At 40.8% G+C, this 19,293-nt stretch carries 9 protein-coding genes and 3 rRNA genes; all 12 read right to left on the bottom strand.

Features of this window, described 5'->3' with window-relative positions; all coding sequences use genetic code 11:
• Positions 1–33 precede the first annotated feature (33 nt).
• The 12 genes from rrf to uvrA all read right to left on the bottom strand — a co-directional run bounded on the left by rrf (position 34) and on the right by uvrA (position 19,287).
• A 5S ribosomal RNA gene (gene rrf, locus ACZ11_RS19060) occupies positions 34–149 on the bottom strand.
• Between the two features lie 186 nt (positions 150–335).
• Positions 336–3,263, bottom strand: a 23S ribosomal RNA gene (locus ACZ11_RS19055).
• 180 nt (positions 3,264–3,443) lie between these two features.
• Positions 3,444–4,995: ribosomal RNA gene (locus ACZ11_RS19050) — 16S ribosomal RNA — on the bottom strand.
• The 16S, 23S and 5S rRNA genes sit together here, the layout of an rRNA operon.
• Before the next feature lie 646 nt (positions 4,996–5,641).
• Positions 5,642–7,087 carry a S41 family peptidase gene (locus tag ACZ11_RS19045; protein ID WP_049668118.1) on the bottom strand — a complete coding sequence of 482 codons (1,446 nt, stop codon included), beginning with the start codon at positions 7,085–7,087 and terminating at the stop codon, positions 5,642–5,644.
• Between the two features lie 383 nt (positions 7,088–7,470).
• Entirely contained in the window at positions 7,471–8,058 is a 588-nt protein-coding gene (locus ACZ11_RS19035; protein ID WP_049668116.1) for a redoxin domain-containing protein, read from the bottom strand.
• Between the two features lie 45 nt (positions 8,059–8,103).
• The gene (locus tag ACZ11_RS19030) at positions 8,104–8,721 is read right to left on the bottom strand and encodes a hypothetical protein (protein ID WP_049668115.1); all 618 of its coding nucleotides are present in this window, start codon (positions 8,719–8,721) and stop codon (positions 8,104–8,106) included.
• 534 nt (positions 8,722–9,255) lie between these two features.
• Positions 9,256–10,587: a murein hydrolase activator EnvC family protein gene (locus ACZ11_RS19025; RefSeq protein ID WP_049668114.1), complete on the bottom strand. Its 1,332-nt coding sequence runs from the start codon at positions 10,585–10,587 to the stop codon at positions 9,256–9,258.
• Between the two features lie 68 nt (positions 10,588–10,655).
• Positions 10,656–11,540 carry a permease-like cell division protein FtsX gene (gene ftsX, locus ACZ11_RS19020; RefSeq protein ID WP_049668113.1) on the bottom strand — a complete coding sequence of 295 codons (885 nt, stop codon included), beginning with the start codon at positions 11,538–11,540 and terminating at the stop codon, positions 10,656–10,658.
• On the bottom strand, positions 11,530–12,216 hold the full coding sequence (gene ftsE / locus ACZ11_RS19015) for a cell division ATP-binding protein FtsE (protein WP_049668112.1): 687 nt from the start codon (positions 12,214–12,216) through the stop codon (positions 11,530–11,532). The genes ftsX and ftsE overlap by 11 nt, the downstream gene beginning before the upstream one ends.
• A 276-nt stretch (positions 12,217–12,492) precedes the next feature.
• Positions 12,493–13,686 carry a DUF4097 family beta strand repeat-containing protein gene (locus ACZ11_RS19010; protein ID WP_049668111.1) on the bottom strand — a complete coding sequence of 398 codons (1,194 nt, stop codon included), beginning with the start codon at positions 13,684–13,686 and terminating at the stop codon, positions 12,493–12,495.
• A gap of 502 nt (positions 13,687–14,188) precedes the next feature.
• The gene (locus ACZ11_RS19005) at positions 14,189–15,745 is read right to left on the bottom strand and encodes a glycoside hydrolase family 10 protein (RefSeq protein WP_049668110.1); all 1,557 of its coding nucleotides are present in this window, start codon (positions 15,743–15,745) and stop codon (positions 14,189–14,191) included.
• Between the two features lie 677 nt (positions 15,746–16,422).
• A complete protein-coding gene (uvrA, locus tag ACZ11_RS19000; protein ID WP_049668109.1) occupies positions 16,423–19,287 on the bottom strand; it encodes an excinuclease ABC subunit UvrA in 2,865 nt (954 codons plus the stop codon).
• Positions 19,288–19,293: the final 6 nt, after the last annotated feature.

The following is a 19,293-nucleotide window of genomic DNA, read 5'->3' as shown; positions in this document are numbered from 1 at the left end:
AAGCCGAGGAATAAACCCTCGACTTTTCTAGGTGCCTAGCGATGTCCTACTCTCACAGGGGGAAGCCCCCAACTACCATCGGCGCTAAAGAGCTTAACTTCCGTGTTCGGTATGGGAACGGGTGTGACCTCTTTGCCATCATCACTAGACTATTAACGGCTTTCAATATACGTCGTATTTCTTCGTCAGCTTCAGTCGTTCAGTCAGTCACGTACTTAAGTACGCTCCTTCCCTCTCTCCATCGCTTCCTCGAACTACTCGTATCTTGAAACCCTAAAATGAAAGGGTTTGTTCTTTCAAAACTGGATAAACGTGCATTGAATGTTTCAAACGTTTTGGTTAAGTCCTCGATCGATTAGTATTCGTCAGCTCCATGTGTCACCACACTTCCACCTCGAACCTATCTACCTCATCGTCTTTGAGGGATCTTACTTACTTGCGTAATGGGAAATCTCATCTTGAGGGGGGCTTCATGCTTAGATGCTTTCAGCACTTATCCCGTCCACACATAGCTACCCAGCGATGCCTTTGGCAAGACAACTGGTACACCAGCGGTGTGTCCATCCCGGTCCTCTCGTACTAAGGACAGCTCCTCTCAAATTTCCTACGCCCACGACGGATAGGGACCGAACTGTCTCACGACGTTCTGAACCCAGCTCGCGTACCGCTTTAATGGGCGAACAGCCCAACCCTTGGGACCGACTACAGCCCCAGGATGCGATGAGCCGACATCGAGGTGCCAAACCTCCCCGTCGATGTGGACTCTTGGGGGAGATAAGCCTGTTATCCCCGGGGTAGCTTTTATCCGTTGAGCGATGGCCCTTCCATGCGGAACCACCGGATCACTAAGCCCGTCTTTCGACCCTGCTCGACTTGTAGGTCTCGCAGTCAAGCTCCCTTATGCCTTTACACTCTACGAATGATTTCCAACCATTCTGAGGGAACCTTTGGGCGCCTCCGTTACCTTTTAGGAGGCGACCGCCCCAGTCAAACTGTCCGCCTGACACTGTCTCCTGCCCCGCTAAGGGGCATGGGTTAGAATTTCAATACAACCAGGGTAGTATCCCACCGACGCCTCCTTCGAAGCTGGCGCTCCGAGATCTCTGGCTCCTACCTATCCTGTACAAGTTGTACCAAAATTCAATATCAGGCTACAGTAAAGCTCCACGGGGTCTTTCCGTCCTGTCGCGGGTAACCTGCATCTTCACAGGTACTATAATTTCACCGAGTCTCTCGTTGAGACAGTGCCCAGATCGTTACGCCTTTCGTGCGGGTCGGAACTTACCCGACAAGGAATTTCGCTACCTTAGGACCGTTATAGTTACGGCCGCCGTTTACTGGGGCTTCAATTCGCAGCTTCGCTTGCGCTAACCACTCCTCTTAACCTTCCAGCACCGGGCAGGCGTCAGCCCCTATACGTCACCTTACGGTTTTGCAGAGACCTGTGTTTTTGCTAAACAGTCGCCTGGGCCTATTCACTGCGGCTCTCATGCGCTTGCACGCTCAAGAGCACCCCTTCTCCCGAAGTTACGGGGTCATTTTGCCGAGTTCCTTAACGAGAGTTCTCTCGCACACCTTAGGATTCTCTCCTCGACTACCTGTGTCGGTTTGCGGTACGGGCACCTCTCACCTCGATAGAGGCTTTTCTTGGCAGTGTGAAATCAGGAACTTCGTCCATACGGACTCGCCATCACAGCTCAACGTTATAGTGTGCGGATTTGCCTACACACACGCCTTACTGCTTGGACGCGCATATCCAACAGCGCGCTTACCCTATCCTACTGCGTCCCCCCATTTCTCAAACGGTGAGGAGGTGGTACAGGAATATCAACCTGTTGTCCATCGCCTACGCCTATCGGCCTCGGCTTAGGTCCCGACTAACCCTGAGCGGACGAGCCTTCCTCAGGAAACCTTAGTCATACGGTGGACGGGATTCTCACCCGTCTTTCGCTACTCATACCGGCATTCTCACTTCTAAGCGCTCCACCAGTCCTTCCGGTCTGACTTCAACGCACTTAGAACGCTCTCCTACCACTGACATCGTAGATGTCAATCCACAGCTTCGGTGAATCGTTTAGCCCCGATACATTTTCGGCGCAGCGTCACTCGACCAGTGAGCTATTACGCACTCTTTAAATGATGGCTGCTTCTAAGCCAACATCCTGGTTGTCTGTGCAACGCCACATCCTTTTCCACTTAACGATTACTTTGGGACCTTAGCTGGTGGTCTGGGCTGTTTCCCTTTTGACTACGGATCTTATCACTCGCAGTCTGACTCCCGTGTATAAATATCTGGCATTCGGAGTTTGTCTGAATTCGGTAAACCGGGATGGCCCCCTAGTCCAAACAGTGCTCTACCTCCAGTATTCTCATCACGAGGCTAGCCCTAAAGCTATTTCGGAGAGAACCAGCTATCTCCAAGTTCGATTGGAATTTCTCCGCTACCCACACCTCATCCCCGCACTTTTCAACGTGCGTGGGTTCGGGCCTCCAGTAAGTGTTACCTCACCTTCACCCTGGACATGGGTAGATCACCTGGTTTCGGGTCTACGACCACGTACTAATTCGCCCTATTCAGACTCGCTTTCGCTGCGGCTCCGCCTTCTAAAGCTTAACCTCGCACGTAATCGTAACTCGCCGGTTCATTCTACAAAAGGCACGCTATCACCCATTAACGGGCTCTAACTACTTGTAGGCACACGGTTTCAGGATCTATTTCACTCCCCTTCCGGGGTGCTTTTCACCTTTCCCTCACGGTACTGGTTCACTATCGGTCACTAGGTAGTATTTAGCCTTGGGAGATGGTCCTCCCGGATTCCGACGGAATTTCACGTGTTCCGCCGTACTCAGGATCCACTCAGGAGAGAACGAACTTTCGACTACAGGGCTTTTACCTGCTCTGGCGGACCTTTCCAAGTCGCTTCATCTAACTCGCTCTTTTGTAACTCCGTATAGAGTGTCCTACAACCCCAAGAGGCAAGCCTCTTGGTTTGGGCTCTTCCCGTTTCGCTCGCCGCTACTCAGGGAATCGATTTTTCTTTCTCTTCCTCCAGGTACTTAGATGTTTCAGTTCCCTGGGTCTGCCTTCAAGACGCTATGAATTCACGTCGAGATACTACGCGATTAAACGTAGTGGGTTCCCCCATTCGGAAATCTCCGGATCAAAGCTCACTTACAGCTCCCCGAAGCATATCGGTGTTAGTGCCGTCCTTCTTCGGCTCCTAGTGCCAAGGCATTCGCCGTGCGCCCTTAATAACTTAACCAAGTTATTAAGCCTATAAAAAACTTAAAAAATAAATGTGTTTGTTACAATTTCAATGTCGTTTTATCCAGTTTTCAAAGAACAAGTTTTGAAGTGTTTCATTCAGAAGAATGAACCTTCAAAACTGAACGCAAAACGTAATCTTACAAACCCTAGGTTTGTATTCCGAAAATATCCTTAGAAAGGAGGTGATCCAGCCGCACCTTCCGATACGGCTACCTTGTTACGACTTCACCCCAATCATCTATCCCACCTTCGGCGGCTGGCTCCAAAAGGTTACCCCACCGACTTCGGGTGTTACAAACTCTCGTGGTGTGACGGGCGGTGTGTACAAGGCCCGGGAACGTATTCACCGCGGCATGCTGATCCGCGATTACTAGCGATTCCGGCTTCATGTAGGCGAGTTGCAGCCTACAATCCGAACTGAGAACGACTTTATCGGATTAGCTCCCTCTCGCGAGTTGGCAACCGTTTGTATCGTCCATTGTAGCACGTGTGTAGCCCAGGTCATAAGGGGCATGATGATTTGACGTCATCCCCACCTTCCTCCGGTTTGTCACCGGCAGTCACCTTAGAGTGCCCAACTAAATGATGGCAACTAAGATCAAGGGTTGCGCTCGTTGCGGGACTTAACCCAACATCTCACGACACGAGCTGACGACAACCATGCACCACCTGTCACCGTTGTCCCCGAAGGGAAAACCATATCTCTACAGTGGTCAACGGGATGTCAAGACCTGGTAAGGTTCTTCGCGTTGCTTCGAATTAAACCACATGCTCCACCGCTTGTGCGGGCCCCCGTCAATTCCTTTGAGTTTCAGTCTTGCGACCGTACTCCCCAGGCGGAGTGCTTAATGCGTTAGCTGCAGCACTAAGGGGCGGAAACCCCCTAACACTTAGCACTCATCGTTTACGGCGTGGACTACCAGGGTATCTAATCCTGTTTGCTCCCCACGCTTTCGCGCCTCAGCGTCAGTTACAGACCAGAAAGTCGCCTTCGCCACTGGTGTTCCTCCAAATCTCTACGCATTTCACCGCTACACTTGGAATTCCACTTTCCTCTTCTGCACTCAAGTCCCCCAGTTTCCAATGACCCTCCACGGTTGAGCCGTGGGCTTTCACATCAGACTTAAAGGACCGCCTGCGCGCGCTTTACGCCCAATAATTCCGGACAACGCTTGCCACCTACGTATTACCGCGGCTGCTGGCACGTAGTTAGCCGTGGCTTTCTAATAAGGTACCGTCAAGGTACAGCCAGTTACTACTGTACTTGTTCTTCCCTTACAACAGAGTTTTACGATCCGAAAACCTTCTTCACTCACGCGGCGTTGCTCCATCAGGCTTTCGCCCATTGTGGAAGATTCCCTACTGCTGCCTCCCGTAGGAGTCTGGGCCGTGTCTCAGTCCCAGTGTGGCCGATCACCCTCTCAGGTCGGCTACGCATCGTCGCCTTGGTGAGCCGTTACCTCACCAACTAGCTAATGCGCCGCGGGCCCATCTTATAGCGACAGCCGAAACCGTCTTTCAGTATTTCACCATGAAGTAAAATAGATTATTCGGTATTAGCCCCGGTTTCCCGGAGTTATCCCAAACTATAAGGTAGGTTGCCCACGTGTTACTCACCCGTCCGCCGCTAACGTCAAAGGAGCAAGCTCCTTCTCTGTTCGCTCGACTTGCATGTATTAGGCACGCCGCCAGCGTTCGTCCTGAGCCAGGATCAAACTCTCCATAAAAAGAAATTTGATTAGCTCAAATTGTTTTGCTGGCATCATGTTTGATGTCCAAAATTTTGTTTCATTCACCAACTCAAGGTTAGCTACTAAAAACTTTATTGATTACGTTTTGCTTGTTCAGTTTTCAAGGTTCATTTCGTCGCCGCTTTCTCAGTATCAACTTTTATATAATATCATGTCGAAAACTCTATGTCAACAACTAATTTATTTAATTTAATTCAATTGTTTTTAAGTAGATGTCTTAGCGACTTGTATAATATTATATTATTGATTTAAAAAGGTCAATACTTTTTCGAAAAAAAGTTTATGTTTTTTCACTTCCTCGAGAAACTTCCTATTAAAATAATTTTATATTTGACTCACAATCTGAGCTTAATCTGTCACATTAAATAAGAGCATGTTTTGATCAATCTTTTTCAAAACATGCCCTTTTGATATGTTCCCGTATCAAGTTTAATATCGTTAATTTAATCAAATTCAACTACAAAACTATAACGGGCTACTCGCTTTCTTGTGGAAAGCTTTGCTCTGCGACTAGAGTAGCCCTCCATTACTATAAGCTAAATATAGGGATACAAAAGTAAAATATCAACAAATAAATCCTTTTACAAGTCTACATTTCCAAAATCAACACACTTAATATTTTTTATTCTTCAATATTGTGCAATAAAAAACTTGTAGCCATTTGGAACTGTAAATCATTTTGACGATCCTCTTTATATTTTTTCAACGTTTCGTTTAAGCTGTTAAAGAAGGTAGTGTCCATATTAGAATTATCTTCTGCCTTTTTCAATTTCTGATCCTCCCGATAAAGCTTAACAGCCTCCTCCGTCGATTCATCCAAGTAACCGTCTAAACGAGCAATTTTATAGCCTAGCTTTTTCAAAGCATTTTGCGTATAAGCAATTTCCTCACTCATATCGCCTTCTTTAAACTTCCCTGATAGTGGATGCATTTGGAAAGCGAATAATTCATTTGGTTCAACTACTAAATTAGCCTCAATACCTTGCCCATGAATCCATTCGCGCTTTGGTGTCAGCCATTTATTTGTGGACAGTTTAAGCTCTCCACCATTTTTCAGTGACCAAGACTCCTGTACTGTTCCCTTTCCAAAACTCTTAACACCAACAAGGGAGGCACGCCCCCAACTTTTTAAAGCGCCACTAAGTACTTCACTAGCAGATGCACTGCCCGAATTCTGTAGAACAACAATCGGTATTTTGTACATTGTCTGTAAATATTTTTCATCAAAGCTTTTTGATTCCGTTTTTAATGGTTCCATAGCACCTTCAGCATTTTGCATATAGGCAAACACTTTGCCCTTCTCCAATACTGTGCTCAGCAGCGCTGCGACGCTATGTAAATAACCACCTGGATTATCCCGCACATCAATCACTAAACCTTTTATATCCTGCCGAAGCAACTTACTCGTTTCGGCAACCCACTCATTTGCCGTTTTCTCACCAAAAAGTGAGATTTCCACATATCCTAGCGGAGTATTTTCTACGTTCACTACTTCGCTCGTAACTGTTTTATTAGAAATTGCTGCTCGTTCCATCGTCATTTTAATATGTTTATCTTCACTTGGACGATAGACGACAATAGTTACTTTCGTTCCCTTCTCTCCTTGAATTAAATGCATTAATTCACTCATCGTTTTACCATCTACTCGAACGCCATCGACTTGTACAATTTCATCGAGAGAGCGCATTCCTGCCTTATCTGCTGGGGAAGAACGGACTGGAGACACAACAATAAATTTTCCGTTGTTTTCAGATAGCTCAATCCCAATGCCCACTCTTTCCTCGGCTAACATTTGTCGGTGTTGTTCTGCCTCTTCCTTCGAATAATAGGTGCTGTAAGGGTCCTTTATAGCATCTGCCATACCACGAAGTGCCCCCTCCACCAATGCATCTTTTTTCGTACTGTATACAGATTTCTCCTCAATTAAATTCATCGCTTCATCAATGGAATCAACCTCTGCGACGACCGGCTCCTTTTTATCCCCTAAATTAAACCAGTCAAAATAAACTCCACTACCTAGCAATAGACTACTAGCAAGTACGCCGACACCCGCCATTATTTTGCGCAAACCTTCCCTCCTCCGTCTCTTCTACTGTATGAAGTTTATTTTTCAAACATACAAGATTAAACTTCAAAATAATTTGTTGAATACTATGATATTTGTTTCAAGAGTATTCTATTGCGTAATGTGGGTATTTATTTTCTATCGCGAGTATTTCCCTTACTTCCGCGAGTATTCTATCGCCAATCGCGGGTATTTGCCTTCCTTCCGCGAGTATTCTATCGCCAATCGCGGGTATTTGCCTTCCTTCCGCGAGTATTCTATCTCCAATCGCGAGTATTTCCCTCACTACCACGGGTATTCATTCACGAATCGTTCGCGCTTTATAAACAAAGAAAAAATCTGCTCCGTTTCTATGAAAAAACGAGCAGATTCTTTGATTTATTTTATTAGTCTAATGCCTCTACATATTGTTTTAACATTTCCGCATTCATTGGCCCTTTAATAGCACGTTGAATATATCCATTTGAGTCAATAAAGTAAGTTGTAGGAATCGTCAAGATTTGATAGTCTTCGCCGGCTGAGTTTTTTGGGTCAAGTAAAATAGGAAATGTTAAATTGAAGCTATCTCTAAACGTCATTACAGAATCTACTTTTGCGTCATCTGTAATATCTCGTTCAGCCTGTGTTAAATTGACAGCTATTATTTCTACATTATCTTTTTTTGCATATTGTTCATAATAATTTTGCATATGTGGCATTTCTGCCTTACACGGTGGACACCATGTTGCCCAAAAGTTTAACACTACTTTTTTCCCACGAAGCTCACTCAATGTCACATCCTTACCATCCAAACTTGTTAAAGTAAAATCCGGTGGCGTATCTCCATTTTTCAAACCAATCTTTCGCTCATCCATTTCTTTTCCAAGAGAAGTTGTTTCAATTTCACGATCTTTATCAATTTGCTGTTTTACATATGTACCAATCATCGCGGCTACTAGTAACACGACGATAAGAAGCCCAATATTTTTTTTCATCCCTTACCTCCCAATAATTTAGTACTTTCTTTTAATCAATTTCATTTATATACGTCCAGCACGTTGAATCACTATACCTAATATAAGTAATATGACGCTCACACCTACAGCCGGTTGCCATAAACCATGTGGCTGAGAAAGGGCAACAATTATAAGACCAATCGTATATAAAATTAATGCCCGATTGATAGTTGTTATTCTCCATAATATGAAGACTGTTAGTGTACTTAGCACAAGTAAAGTTATCACTTCGCTAGTGGTTTGGTTATCATTTAGTAACACTACAAGCCATTGATAGATCGATTGCGTTAAAATGATTGCCCAGCTATAGGCAGCGATCCCAGATGCGTCAAACTGAATTTTTTGCCGCTTCCACCAAAGCTGTAGCGATACTGCCATTACCCCTAAAAAAACACCAATAGTTCCACCATTAAAATAAAGGAGCGCAAATGGTTGAGCGATAACAGCTTTAAAATCAGTGACAATTAAGCTGAATTTCCAAACGACAATAAAGGTAAAGACTGCGTCACCATATACCCCCGCCCATTTCTTCGGAAATTGCACTCGTAAAACTAGCCATACAATAAAAAAGGCCACAAGAAGAGCGACAGCTGTAGCTGGTAATGTTAGTGCCCGAATAGAGTACCATTCTGTATTATTCATTTAACAAATCCTCCAGATAGTTACAGCATAGCATATAATCTTTATATGAAATGTCATTTCACACTGTGTTCAAAAAATCTCCCTGAAACATGCAAAGATAGACTCTATATAAACAATTCAAATGTTATTCAGACTGCTCCAACCTACATGAACTTAATGATGTTCTATCCACCACTAAGTTGGTTCTAACCATCACTTTGATGGTTCTATCCACCGTTTCGATGATTCTATCCATCTCTTCGCAAGTTCTATCCACCGTTTCGATGATTCTATCCATCACTTTGCCTTTCTATAAGCCTTTATTTTTTCTAAACTCACAGTGCGAAGATCCCTCAACGTTTCGCGCTAACTGACTGCCTATCTTCCTCTATTTATTGACAATACACAATCTTGACTAAAAAACCTTTTTGGCAGGAGGGTCGAACTTTCGCTTTCATATTGATGTGCCGGTACCCAATCAATATTATAGTAGCTTAATGGAAATAAAAAAAAGCTATACATTAGCGGAATCCTAATGTATAGCTTTCTATAATTTTATACTGGAATATATTTCAATGGATTTACACTACCGACTGCTTGTCCACGCCAAGCGCCAATATGCACTTCGAAGTGTAAGTGCGGTCCTGTTACACGTCCAGTCATACCCATTGTTGCTATTTGCTGACCTTGGGATACCTCTGAACCAACACTAACATTGAAAGAATTTAAGTGTGCATACACTGTCGTATAAATTTGACCGTCGATGGAATGTGTAATAATGACAACATTACCATACGAGCTAAGTGGTGCAGCATAGGCAACAACACCGTCTGCAGCTGCCCAAATCGGGGTACCTGTACTATTTGCAAGATCGACTCCATAGTGGAATTCTGGACCTGCACCAATATTACGCCAACCATAAGGTGATGTTAAACGACCATTTGTTGGCTTAATCCATGTACCATTCGATTGTGGGGCATCGACAGTTGTAGATCCAGATCCGGATCCAGATCCACCACCACTATTGCTTGTATTAGCTGCTTTGGCTTTGGCTGCGGCAGCAGCTGCTGCCTTACGCTTCGCTTCTTGTTGACGAGCAATTTCAGCTAATCGGTTTTGTTCATGGATGATTTTTTGTTGTAATTCCGCACTAACATCAAGTGCCTCAGAATACTCTTTCTCAAGTAATACTTTTTCTGATTTTAGCTTTTCTTGTTCTTTTTCTAATTGATCAATTAATTTGTTTTTCTCAGCTTTCTGTCCATTCAATGATGCTTTTAAACGATCAAGCTCAGCTTTTTTATCTTCGAGCTTTTGACGTTTACTTTCTAAGACTTGCTTTTGTTCTTCTAATTTTTGCTTGTCCTCTTTTTGATCCTGGATAATTTGTCGATCCGCTTCAAGTAATGCATTAACAGCAGAGAATCGATCAATAAAATCTACGAAGCTATTAGAACTAAGTAGCACGTCTAAATAGCTAACGGAACCACCCGCCTGAATGGCACGAGCACGATCCTCTAACAATATATCACGCTCTTCAATTTTGTGCATAAGCTGTGCTATGTCATCTTTTAAAGATCTTATTTCTGCATTTGTAGATTGAATTTCTGCCCTTACATTATTGATACTGCTATTCGTTTTATCAATTTCAGCATTTAATGTTTGAATTTGATCTAATATTTTTTGTTGCTTGTTTTCATTTACATTAATAGCATTTGATTTATTTTTGATGGATGAATTTAAGCCATCTTTCTTTGATTCAATTTCTTTTTTTTCATCTTTTAAATCAGATAAATTAGTTGCATACGCTGATGGAGTTTGGATAAAAAGAAATAGTGCAGATGCTGCAGCAAGTGTTTTCAATGAGTTTTTCGCCATACTTTTCACCGGTTGAACTCCTTTTCGACTATTATTTTGGTTGGATTATCATTCTGCTAACAGAAGCCTAACGAAATCTAGATCTTTAAAAATTTACGTACTGACATGAAACTTCCCCAAATACCAATTAGTACACCGATGAGTAATATTAGACCGCTTACTTGGTACACAAGAGGTGAGAAATCAAGTACTTGAACAAGTTCGCCTTTTAATCGAGGCGCAATAATTTTATATACATTGTGGTAAAGGGTTGCGATGACCGCAATCGGAATAATAGATCCTAATATTCCGAGCCACATTCCTTCTAATACAAACGGGATACGCACGAATGAATTCGTTGCTCCGACAAGTTTCATAATTTCTATTTCATCACGACGTGCAATAATGGTAATTCGAATCGTATTAGAAATTAAGAAAATCGCTGTAAATAATAATCCTAAAATAAGCACTATCCCTACGTTACGGCTAACATTTAAGAAATTAAATAGTTTTTCTACTTTGCCTTCACCATACATAACGTCATATGTATAATTAAATTTATCAATACTTTTAGCAACAGTAGCTGTTTTATGAGGATCAGAAGCCTTCACATAAATAACATTACGTAATGGATTACTTTGCTCAAATAGTTTGAAATCGTCCCCAAAATCTTTTACTAATTTCGTTAATTCATTTTCCTTTGTCGAGTAGGTCATCTCTTCGATACCTGGTATTTTCTTTATTTTTTCCATGAGCGCTTTTTCAGCAGCTTTATCTGCTGTTTCATCAATTAACACTTTAATTTCAACATCGTTCTCTAAATCAGATGCTACTTTATTTAAGTTCATCATAATAAGCGCGAAGACGCCTACTAATATTAATGTAACTGTAACTGCACTTACTGAGGCAATAGTCATCCAGCTATTACGACCAAGAGACTTTAAACTTTCTCGGAAGTGACGTTTTACTGTATTAAATTTCATAGCCGTAGTCACCTCCGTGCTCATCACGGACAATCATTCCGCCTTCAATTGCAATTACTCGACGACGAATCGTATTTACGATTTCACGGTTATGGGTTGCCATCACAATAGTAGTACCTCTTGCATTAATTTCTTCGAATAAATTCATAATGTCCCAAGATGTCTCTGGGTCAAGATTCCCTGTAGGTTCATCCGCAATAACGACCTTCGGCACATTCACAATAGATCGTGCAATCGAAACACGCTGCTGTTCGCCACCTGAAAGTTCATTAGGGAACATTCTTGCCTTTTGCTTCAGTCCCACGAGCTCTAGAACCTCCATTACCCGACGACGAATTTCAATTGGGTCTTCCTCGATTACCTCTAGTGCAAACGCTACATTTTCATAAACACTTAAGCGGGGTAACAGTTTGAAGTCTTGGAAAACAACACCGATTTGACGGCGTAGAAAAGGTACTTTTTTATTTTTTAATTCTGCTAAATTTATGCCATTAACAGTGATATCTCCAGAAGTGGCTCTCTCCTCGCGGTACATTAATTTAATGAAAGTTGATTTACCTGCACCACTTGGACCTACAACATAGACAAATTCACCTTGCTTTATGTTAACGGAAATCCCATTTGTCGCAACAACGCCATTTGGGTACTTCTTTGTCACATTTTTCATTTCTATCATATTTAGACCACCTAAATCTCTTACCTTGTAAGAGGTATTTCGTTCTCTATTATAACACTCTATTTCTCCCTTTTTTATTACAGTTTCATTTCATTCCGTGGTAGTTCCTGTTATTTCGTTATTTGATTGCCATAAAGATATCATAAACTCGACATATAAGAGAACAGAAATCGAGCCCAATAGTGGAAAGTCGATTTTTGCTTTTCTTCTGTTTTTAAGCAGTAAAAAAGCATTCAAGCTATGCTGTTTTGCATAGCCTGAATGCTTTTTGTTAGATTAAATTTGCTGCTCGCCAGTTGTTGTATAGCGTACTAAAACTGCACCTGTTTTTGACTCACCTTCGATAAATAGACGATTAGCATTCTCTACTTCTTTATCAAAACGTACTACTTTTGATAAAAATTGATCCTGTGATTCTAATTTTGAGGCGTCTTGAATACCAACATCCACTTTACCAAAATTCGTTACAATTTTACCACTTAACGATATTGTACGTGGCACATACAATTCAACAGCTCCTGCGACTGTTTGTGCTTTGATTTTCGACGAATTAGTAGAACAAGTTGTGACAACAACATGTCCATTAACCGATTTTGCTTCAACTTCATCCAATGCGCCATCTAAATAAACACGACCATTCAATGTTTCAGCCTCTATATCTTTACCACGAACATTTGTTAATTCAATGGAACCATTAGAAGAATCTACTTCTGCCTTTCCAAAGTTAAACTTAGAGCCCTTAATCGCACCGTTTAATGTTTTTACTTTTAATTGCTCGAAATCCGTATCTTGTAAAGTAACACTACCGTTCATTAAACGTACTGATAATTTTTCTAATTTATCCTTTGGAACAAGTACTTTAACATTTACTTGAACAAGCTTAAGTTGACTTAAAATTCGTAGTGAATCTCCATCTTCTTTGACAACGAATTGCTCTAGGAAATTAGCGCGAGTTTCTTCCTCACTATCATTAACAAGTGGTGCCTTTACTTTGCAAATGACTTGGAAGCTATCTCCTTCAGCAGATTCTAATGAAAAGTTGCCATTTGGTAATTCTGCAATTATTTTATCTATATGTTCAGCTGCTACTTCTTCCGTATGTGTAAACTCGAATTTATCACCAAATGGAGAAGTCACATCAAATTCTTTGACCTTTTTTACTGCCGTATTCATCATATCCATAAAGAGTGAACCAATTTGTGAAATATCTTTACGGAAATCTCGCATTTCTTCTTGGAAGTATTTAGAGCAATCTTCATCTTTTTGCGGTTGTTGATCCTGTTGACTTTTATCTTTATATACTGACTCTTTTTCTGTTGAAGAAAACTGGTCCTCATTTACCACATCATTCATAACATTTTGAGTGGACTTAGTAGGTTGCTCTAATGATTCTAATAATATAATCGCCTCTTGCGCTGAAATTGTTCCTTTTTCCACAAGTTCTAAAATTCGTTGACGTTCATTTTGCATAATTAAAATAGCCTCCCTCAGTTCGTTATATTATTTATACGATTCATTTTGTGAAAAGTTTCACCAAAAAATGAAAAATTGAGGATATATCTTTTTTTCATCACCATAACGTGCGGTTGATTTCGTTCCGGCGTGGCGCTTGGGGTGACACATTTTTTTGCGCGAAAGCGTAGCGGCAGCTACAGGATAGACGTGATGTTCTTAGCCTTCGTTCCTCTATCGCTGATCCCCAAGGAGTCACCCAGCTTCCACTACACTCAACTTATCCACAACGTACGTTTTAACTGTTGCTTTAAAATAAAGTTTGATCAAAAATTCTTCACAAGCCAGCATTTACGATAAATAAAAAGAATCCATTTTGAAAAAAGATTGATCAAAATGGATTCTTATCCCTCAAATTTAAAATTGTTTTTTATAAAAAAGATCGATTATTTTCTACCAATAGGCTTTGGATCTACAGGTTTTTCTGGTTGCTCTGGCCCTTCAGGTGTTGGCTCTATTGCTACTGGTAAGGATTTCCGTCTTTTAGAACAAAAGCAGTTTTACTTTCCACACCTGTAGCAGATATAGACTTTATACCATATGTGTATACTTTACTATTATTTGCAATAGTATCTACATAAACAGTATTACCTTGTGTGTTATAAACCACGTCTACTATATTTTTAACGTCTTCATATGATCCTTCTTTTGTTCCATCAAATCGGTATATTACATATTTCCTTGGTTGAGTACTATTTTCATCTGTAATAGTAAGCTTCATGCCGAAAGACTCTTTACTCAATTTAACATCAGTTGGACATAAAGGTATCGCAGAGCCTTTCCAATAAATTGTAGGTGTTAAAGCTTTATAATTGTATAGTTGCTGATTTAGATAAGAAGCATATCCAAGAGCGTTATTGTTAATACTTCTTAGAGAAAAATGCATTTGTCCTTGAGCATTTTTATTTGCTCTGTTGGCGATTACTTGGCTGATAAGTTCCGTCTTATTATTCCATGCAGTATCAGAATCATTTCCAACTTTATGATTGGCCATGCCAATATATAAATTAACAGGATGGACTTTTGCGTACGTTTGAACTTCTCTTCCCCACCAATCTAATAAAACAGAGTAATTTGCTGCTTTATGATTTCTGGACCAATAGATTTGAGGAGCAATATAATCGATACTTCCATCTTTAATCCACTGTCTTGTATCAGCATAAAGATCATCGTAGTTACTCATTCCATTCGTGTTACTACCAGTAGAATCTTGCCCTTTGTTTCGCCAAATTCCAAACGGAGATATTCCATATTGAACATGAGGTTTAATTGCCTTAATGCTTGCATAAACCTTTTTTACTAATTGATTAACATTATTTCTGCGCCAGTCTTCAATATTATTGAATGAGCCACCATACTTTTTAAAAGTTTGTTGATCTTGAAAAGTCTCTCCTTTTATTTTATAAGGATAGAAGTAATCATCCATATGTACAGCGTCGATATCATAGTTGCTTACTAATTCTTTTATGGTTGATAATAAGTAATTTTGAACTTCTGGCAAACCAGGATCTAAATAGTATTGTTTACCGTATTTCACTACCCAATTAGAATTTTTACGGGCTACATTATCGGCAGCAAGATTAGTCAAAGATTGCGAAGGCATAGTGACCCTATATGGGTTTACCCAAGCATGAAGTTCTAATCCTCGCTTATGTGCTTCGTCCAGCATTATTTGCAATGGATCAAAACCCGGATTGGTCCCTTGTGTATTGCCTGTTATATACGATGACCATGGAGCAAGCTTAGACGGGTACAGTGCATCATTTAATGGCTTAACTTGAAAAATAACTGTATTAAAGTTATCAGCTTTTAATTTGTCTAAGGTACTTTGAACCCATTGAGTATATTGGGTTTTACTCATACCTGCCTTCATATCAATATTAGATACTGTTGCAATCCAGGCTGCACGCATTTCATTTTGAGGTAGTGAATTAGCTGTAGCCTTTTGATTTGTAAAAACAGGGATAAGTAAAACAAAAAAAGTTACTAAGCACTTTCCAAAAAAATTTTTAAACATAAATAATAAAATCTCTCCTTTTAATTCTCAGCTATTAAAACCTAGCTGTTACTATAACCTAAGTAAATACCATTTCAGCCTATTCTATAAAAGTAGGAACTGATTTATCCTTCCAAAAAGTGTCTTACAGTAATTAGGTCTGTAGCATTTTGTCGGCAGGACCCTCTATTGGTAATTTCAATTGTTTGCGAAGCTCGTTGGAAAATTTCATTCTGTTTCTTCGCTCACTATATAATACCACAAATCCCCAATTATTCTCCCTTCACCGGTAATTTCCATTTGTTTAAATTCTTGACGCCAATTTTATGATAGCGTTGAATAGCAATCATTTGGTCAATTGTTAAGTTCGTTTGATAAAGTGGACCATACGGTGGAAGGATTGGAAGAAATTCTTCACAGGATAAACATCAGTTTTCACATAAATGTCCAATAAAAAAATCATCTCAAAGGATAACTAAAGAGATGATTTTTATCAAACTTTATTACAAATTATCAATCTTTATTATAAACGTTCAATCTTTTTTACAAAGCTACATTAACATAATGTCATCCAACTTTTGATTTTTATCGGAACAGTTTTACGTTTTATTACCCAACTTTTAATTTTTATCGACATCCGCCTTCGAGCACGAAAAAAAAGTTCGCAACTCCACCTAGGGAGTTTGCGAACTTATACTTTATTGAGAAGCCTTTGCTAATACAGCTTCCATACGCATACGATCTCTTGTTAATATCGGTTTTAAATATTTTCCTGTATAAGAGCCACTTACTTCAGCGACTTCTTCTGGTGTACCTGTTGCAATAATAGTACCACCTTTGTCGCCACCTTCAGGCCCTAAATCGATAATGTAGTCAGCTGTTTTGATGACATCTAAATTATGTTCGATTACTAGTACGGAATCGCCATTTTCTACGAGGCGCTGTAAAACAACGAGTAAACGTGCAATATCATGTGCATGTAAGCCCGTTGTCGGCTCATCTAAAATATAGAATGATTTACCTGTTGAACGACGGTGTAATTCAGAGGCTAATTTTACACGCTGTGCCTCACCACCAGATAGAGTTGTAGCAGGTTGCCCTAATTTCATATAGCCTAATCCTACATCCACGATCGTTTGTAGCTTACGTTGGATTTTTGGAATATTTTCAAAGAACACTACTGCGTTTTCAATCGTCATATCTAAAATATCTGCAATGCTCTTATCTTTATATTTCACTTCAAGTGTTTCACGGTTATAACGCTTTCCATGACAGACTTCACATGGCACGTAAACATCTGGTAGGAAATGCATTTCAATTTTTATAATACCGTCACCACGACAAGCCTCACAGCGGCCACCCTTAACGTTGAAGCTGAAGCGACCTTTTTTATAGCCACGTACCTTCGCTTCATTTGTTGTTGCAAAAACATCTCGTATATCATCAAAAACGCCTGTATACGTAGCAGGATTAGAGCGAGGTGTACGACCGATTGGTGATTGGTCAATATCAATTACCTTTTCGAGCTCATCAATCCCCGTTACTTCTTTATGTTCGCCCGGCTTCACTTTTGAACGATTAAGCTTTTGAGCTAATGACTTATATAAAATTTCATTAATAAGTGTTGATTTACCTGACCCTGAAACCCCTGTTACTGCAACGAATAAGCCAAGTGGTACATCAACCTTCACATTTCTAAGATTATTTTCCTTAGCACCTTTAATCGATAATTTGCGCCCATTCGGTTTGCGGCGCTCAATTGGCAATGGAATAAACTTCTTGCCACTTAAATATTGCCCCGTCAAAGAATTTTCATCTTCCATTACTTCCTGCGGTGTTCCCGCCGCTACAATTTGACCACCGTGCACACCTGCACCAGGACCAACATCAATGAGATAATCAGCCGCCAGCATTGTATCTTCATCATGCTCGACAACAATTAGCGTATTGCCAATATCACGCATATTTTGCAGTGTACTAATAAGACGGTCATTATCACGTTGGTGTAAGCCGATTGATGGCTCGTCTAAAATATAGAGGACGCCCGTTAAACGCGAGCCGATTTGTGTCGCAAGGCGAATTCGTTGCGCTTCTCCCCCTGAAAGTGTTCCTGCTGCTCGACTTAACGTTAAATAATCTAACCCTACATTAACAAGGAAGCCAAGTCGTTCTTCAATTTCACGTAACACAAGTCGCGCAATTTTCATATCCTTTTCTGATAAATCTAGCTCTTTGAAAAATGTATCAGCTTCCTGAATCGAATACTGTGTAACTTCACCAATATGCTTATCTGCTAGTTTTACAGCTAATGTTTCAGGCTTTAAGCGATAACCTTTACAAGATGGACATGCTTGCTGCGCCATATATTTTTCCATTTGTTCACGCACGTAATCAGACGTTGTCTCCTTAAAACGGCGCTCCACATTGCGTACAACACCTTCGAATTCGATCATTTGATCTCGCACATTGCCAAACTCATTTTCATAATGGAAGTGGATCTTATCTTTACCAGAACCATATAAAATTTTATCCATCTTCTCTTTCGGAATATCCTTTACTGGTACGTCCATCGGGATATCATAATGATCGCACACAGCCTTTAATAATTGTGGGTAATATTGAGAGCTTGTTGGTTCCCATGGTGCTATAGCATGCTCTAATAAACTACGGTCCCAATCTGGTACTACTAAATCAAGATCTACCTCTTGTGTCGAGCCTAAACCATCACAGCTAGGACAAGCTCCAAATGGACTATTAAATGAAAACATGCGAGGCTCTAACTCACCGATTGAAAAACCACATAATGGACAAGCATGATGCTCACTAAATAATAATTCCTCATGCTCCATCACATCGACAAGTACACGCCCATCTGCTAAACGTAATGCTGTCTCTATAGAATCACTAAGACGTGCCGCGACCCCTTCCTTCATTACAACACGATCGATGACTACTTCTATTGAATGCTTTTTGTTTTTATCAAGTTCAATCGCATCATCTAAATCACGTAGCTCATCGTCAATACGTACTCGAACGAAGCCTTGCTTTTTTAAATCTTCCAGTAGCTTTACGTGCGTTCCTTTACGCCCTGATACCATTGGAGCAAGCAATTGCATTTTCGTTCTTTCTGGATAAGTTAATAAACGATCGACCATCTGCTCAATCGTTTGGGAAGTAATTTCAACACCATGATTCGGACAAATAGGCTTACCAATACGCGCATAGAGCAAACGTAAATAATCATAGATTTCCGTTACTGTCCCAACTGTAGAACGTGGGTTACGGCTCGTCGTTTTTTGATCGATTGAAATTGCAGGAGATAATCCCTCTATCGCATCGACATCTGGTTTATCCATTTGACCAAGGAATTGACGGGCATAGGCTGAAAGGGATTCTACATAACGACGTTGCCCCTCGGCATAAATCGTATCAAACGCTAATGATGATTTCCCTGAGCCCGATAAACCCGTTAGCACGACTAATTGATCGCGTGGAATTATGACATTGATATTTTTTAAATTATGAGCTCGTGCGCCTTGCACGACTATTTCAGTATTTTTCACAAGCCA

This window comes from Lysinibacillus xylanilyticus (assembly GCF_001183605.1).
Classification (GTDB): domain Bacteria; phylum Bacillota; class Bacilli; order Bacillales_A; family Planococcaceae; genus Lysinibacillus; species Lysinibacillus xylanilyticus.
The sequence above is the reverse complement of the archived record's forward strand: the minus strand, read 5'-3'. Positions and strand labels throughout refer to the sequence as shown.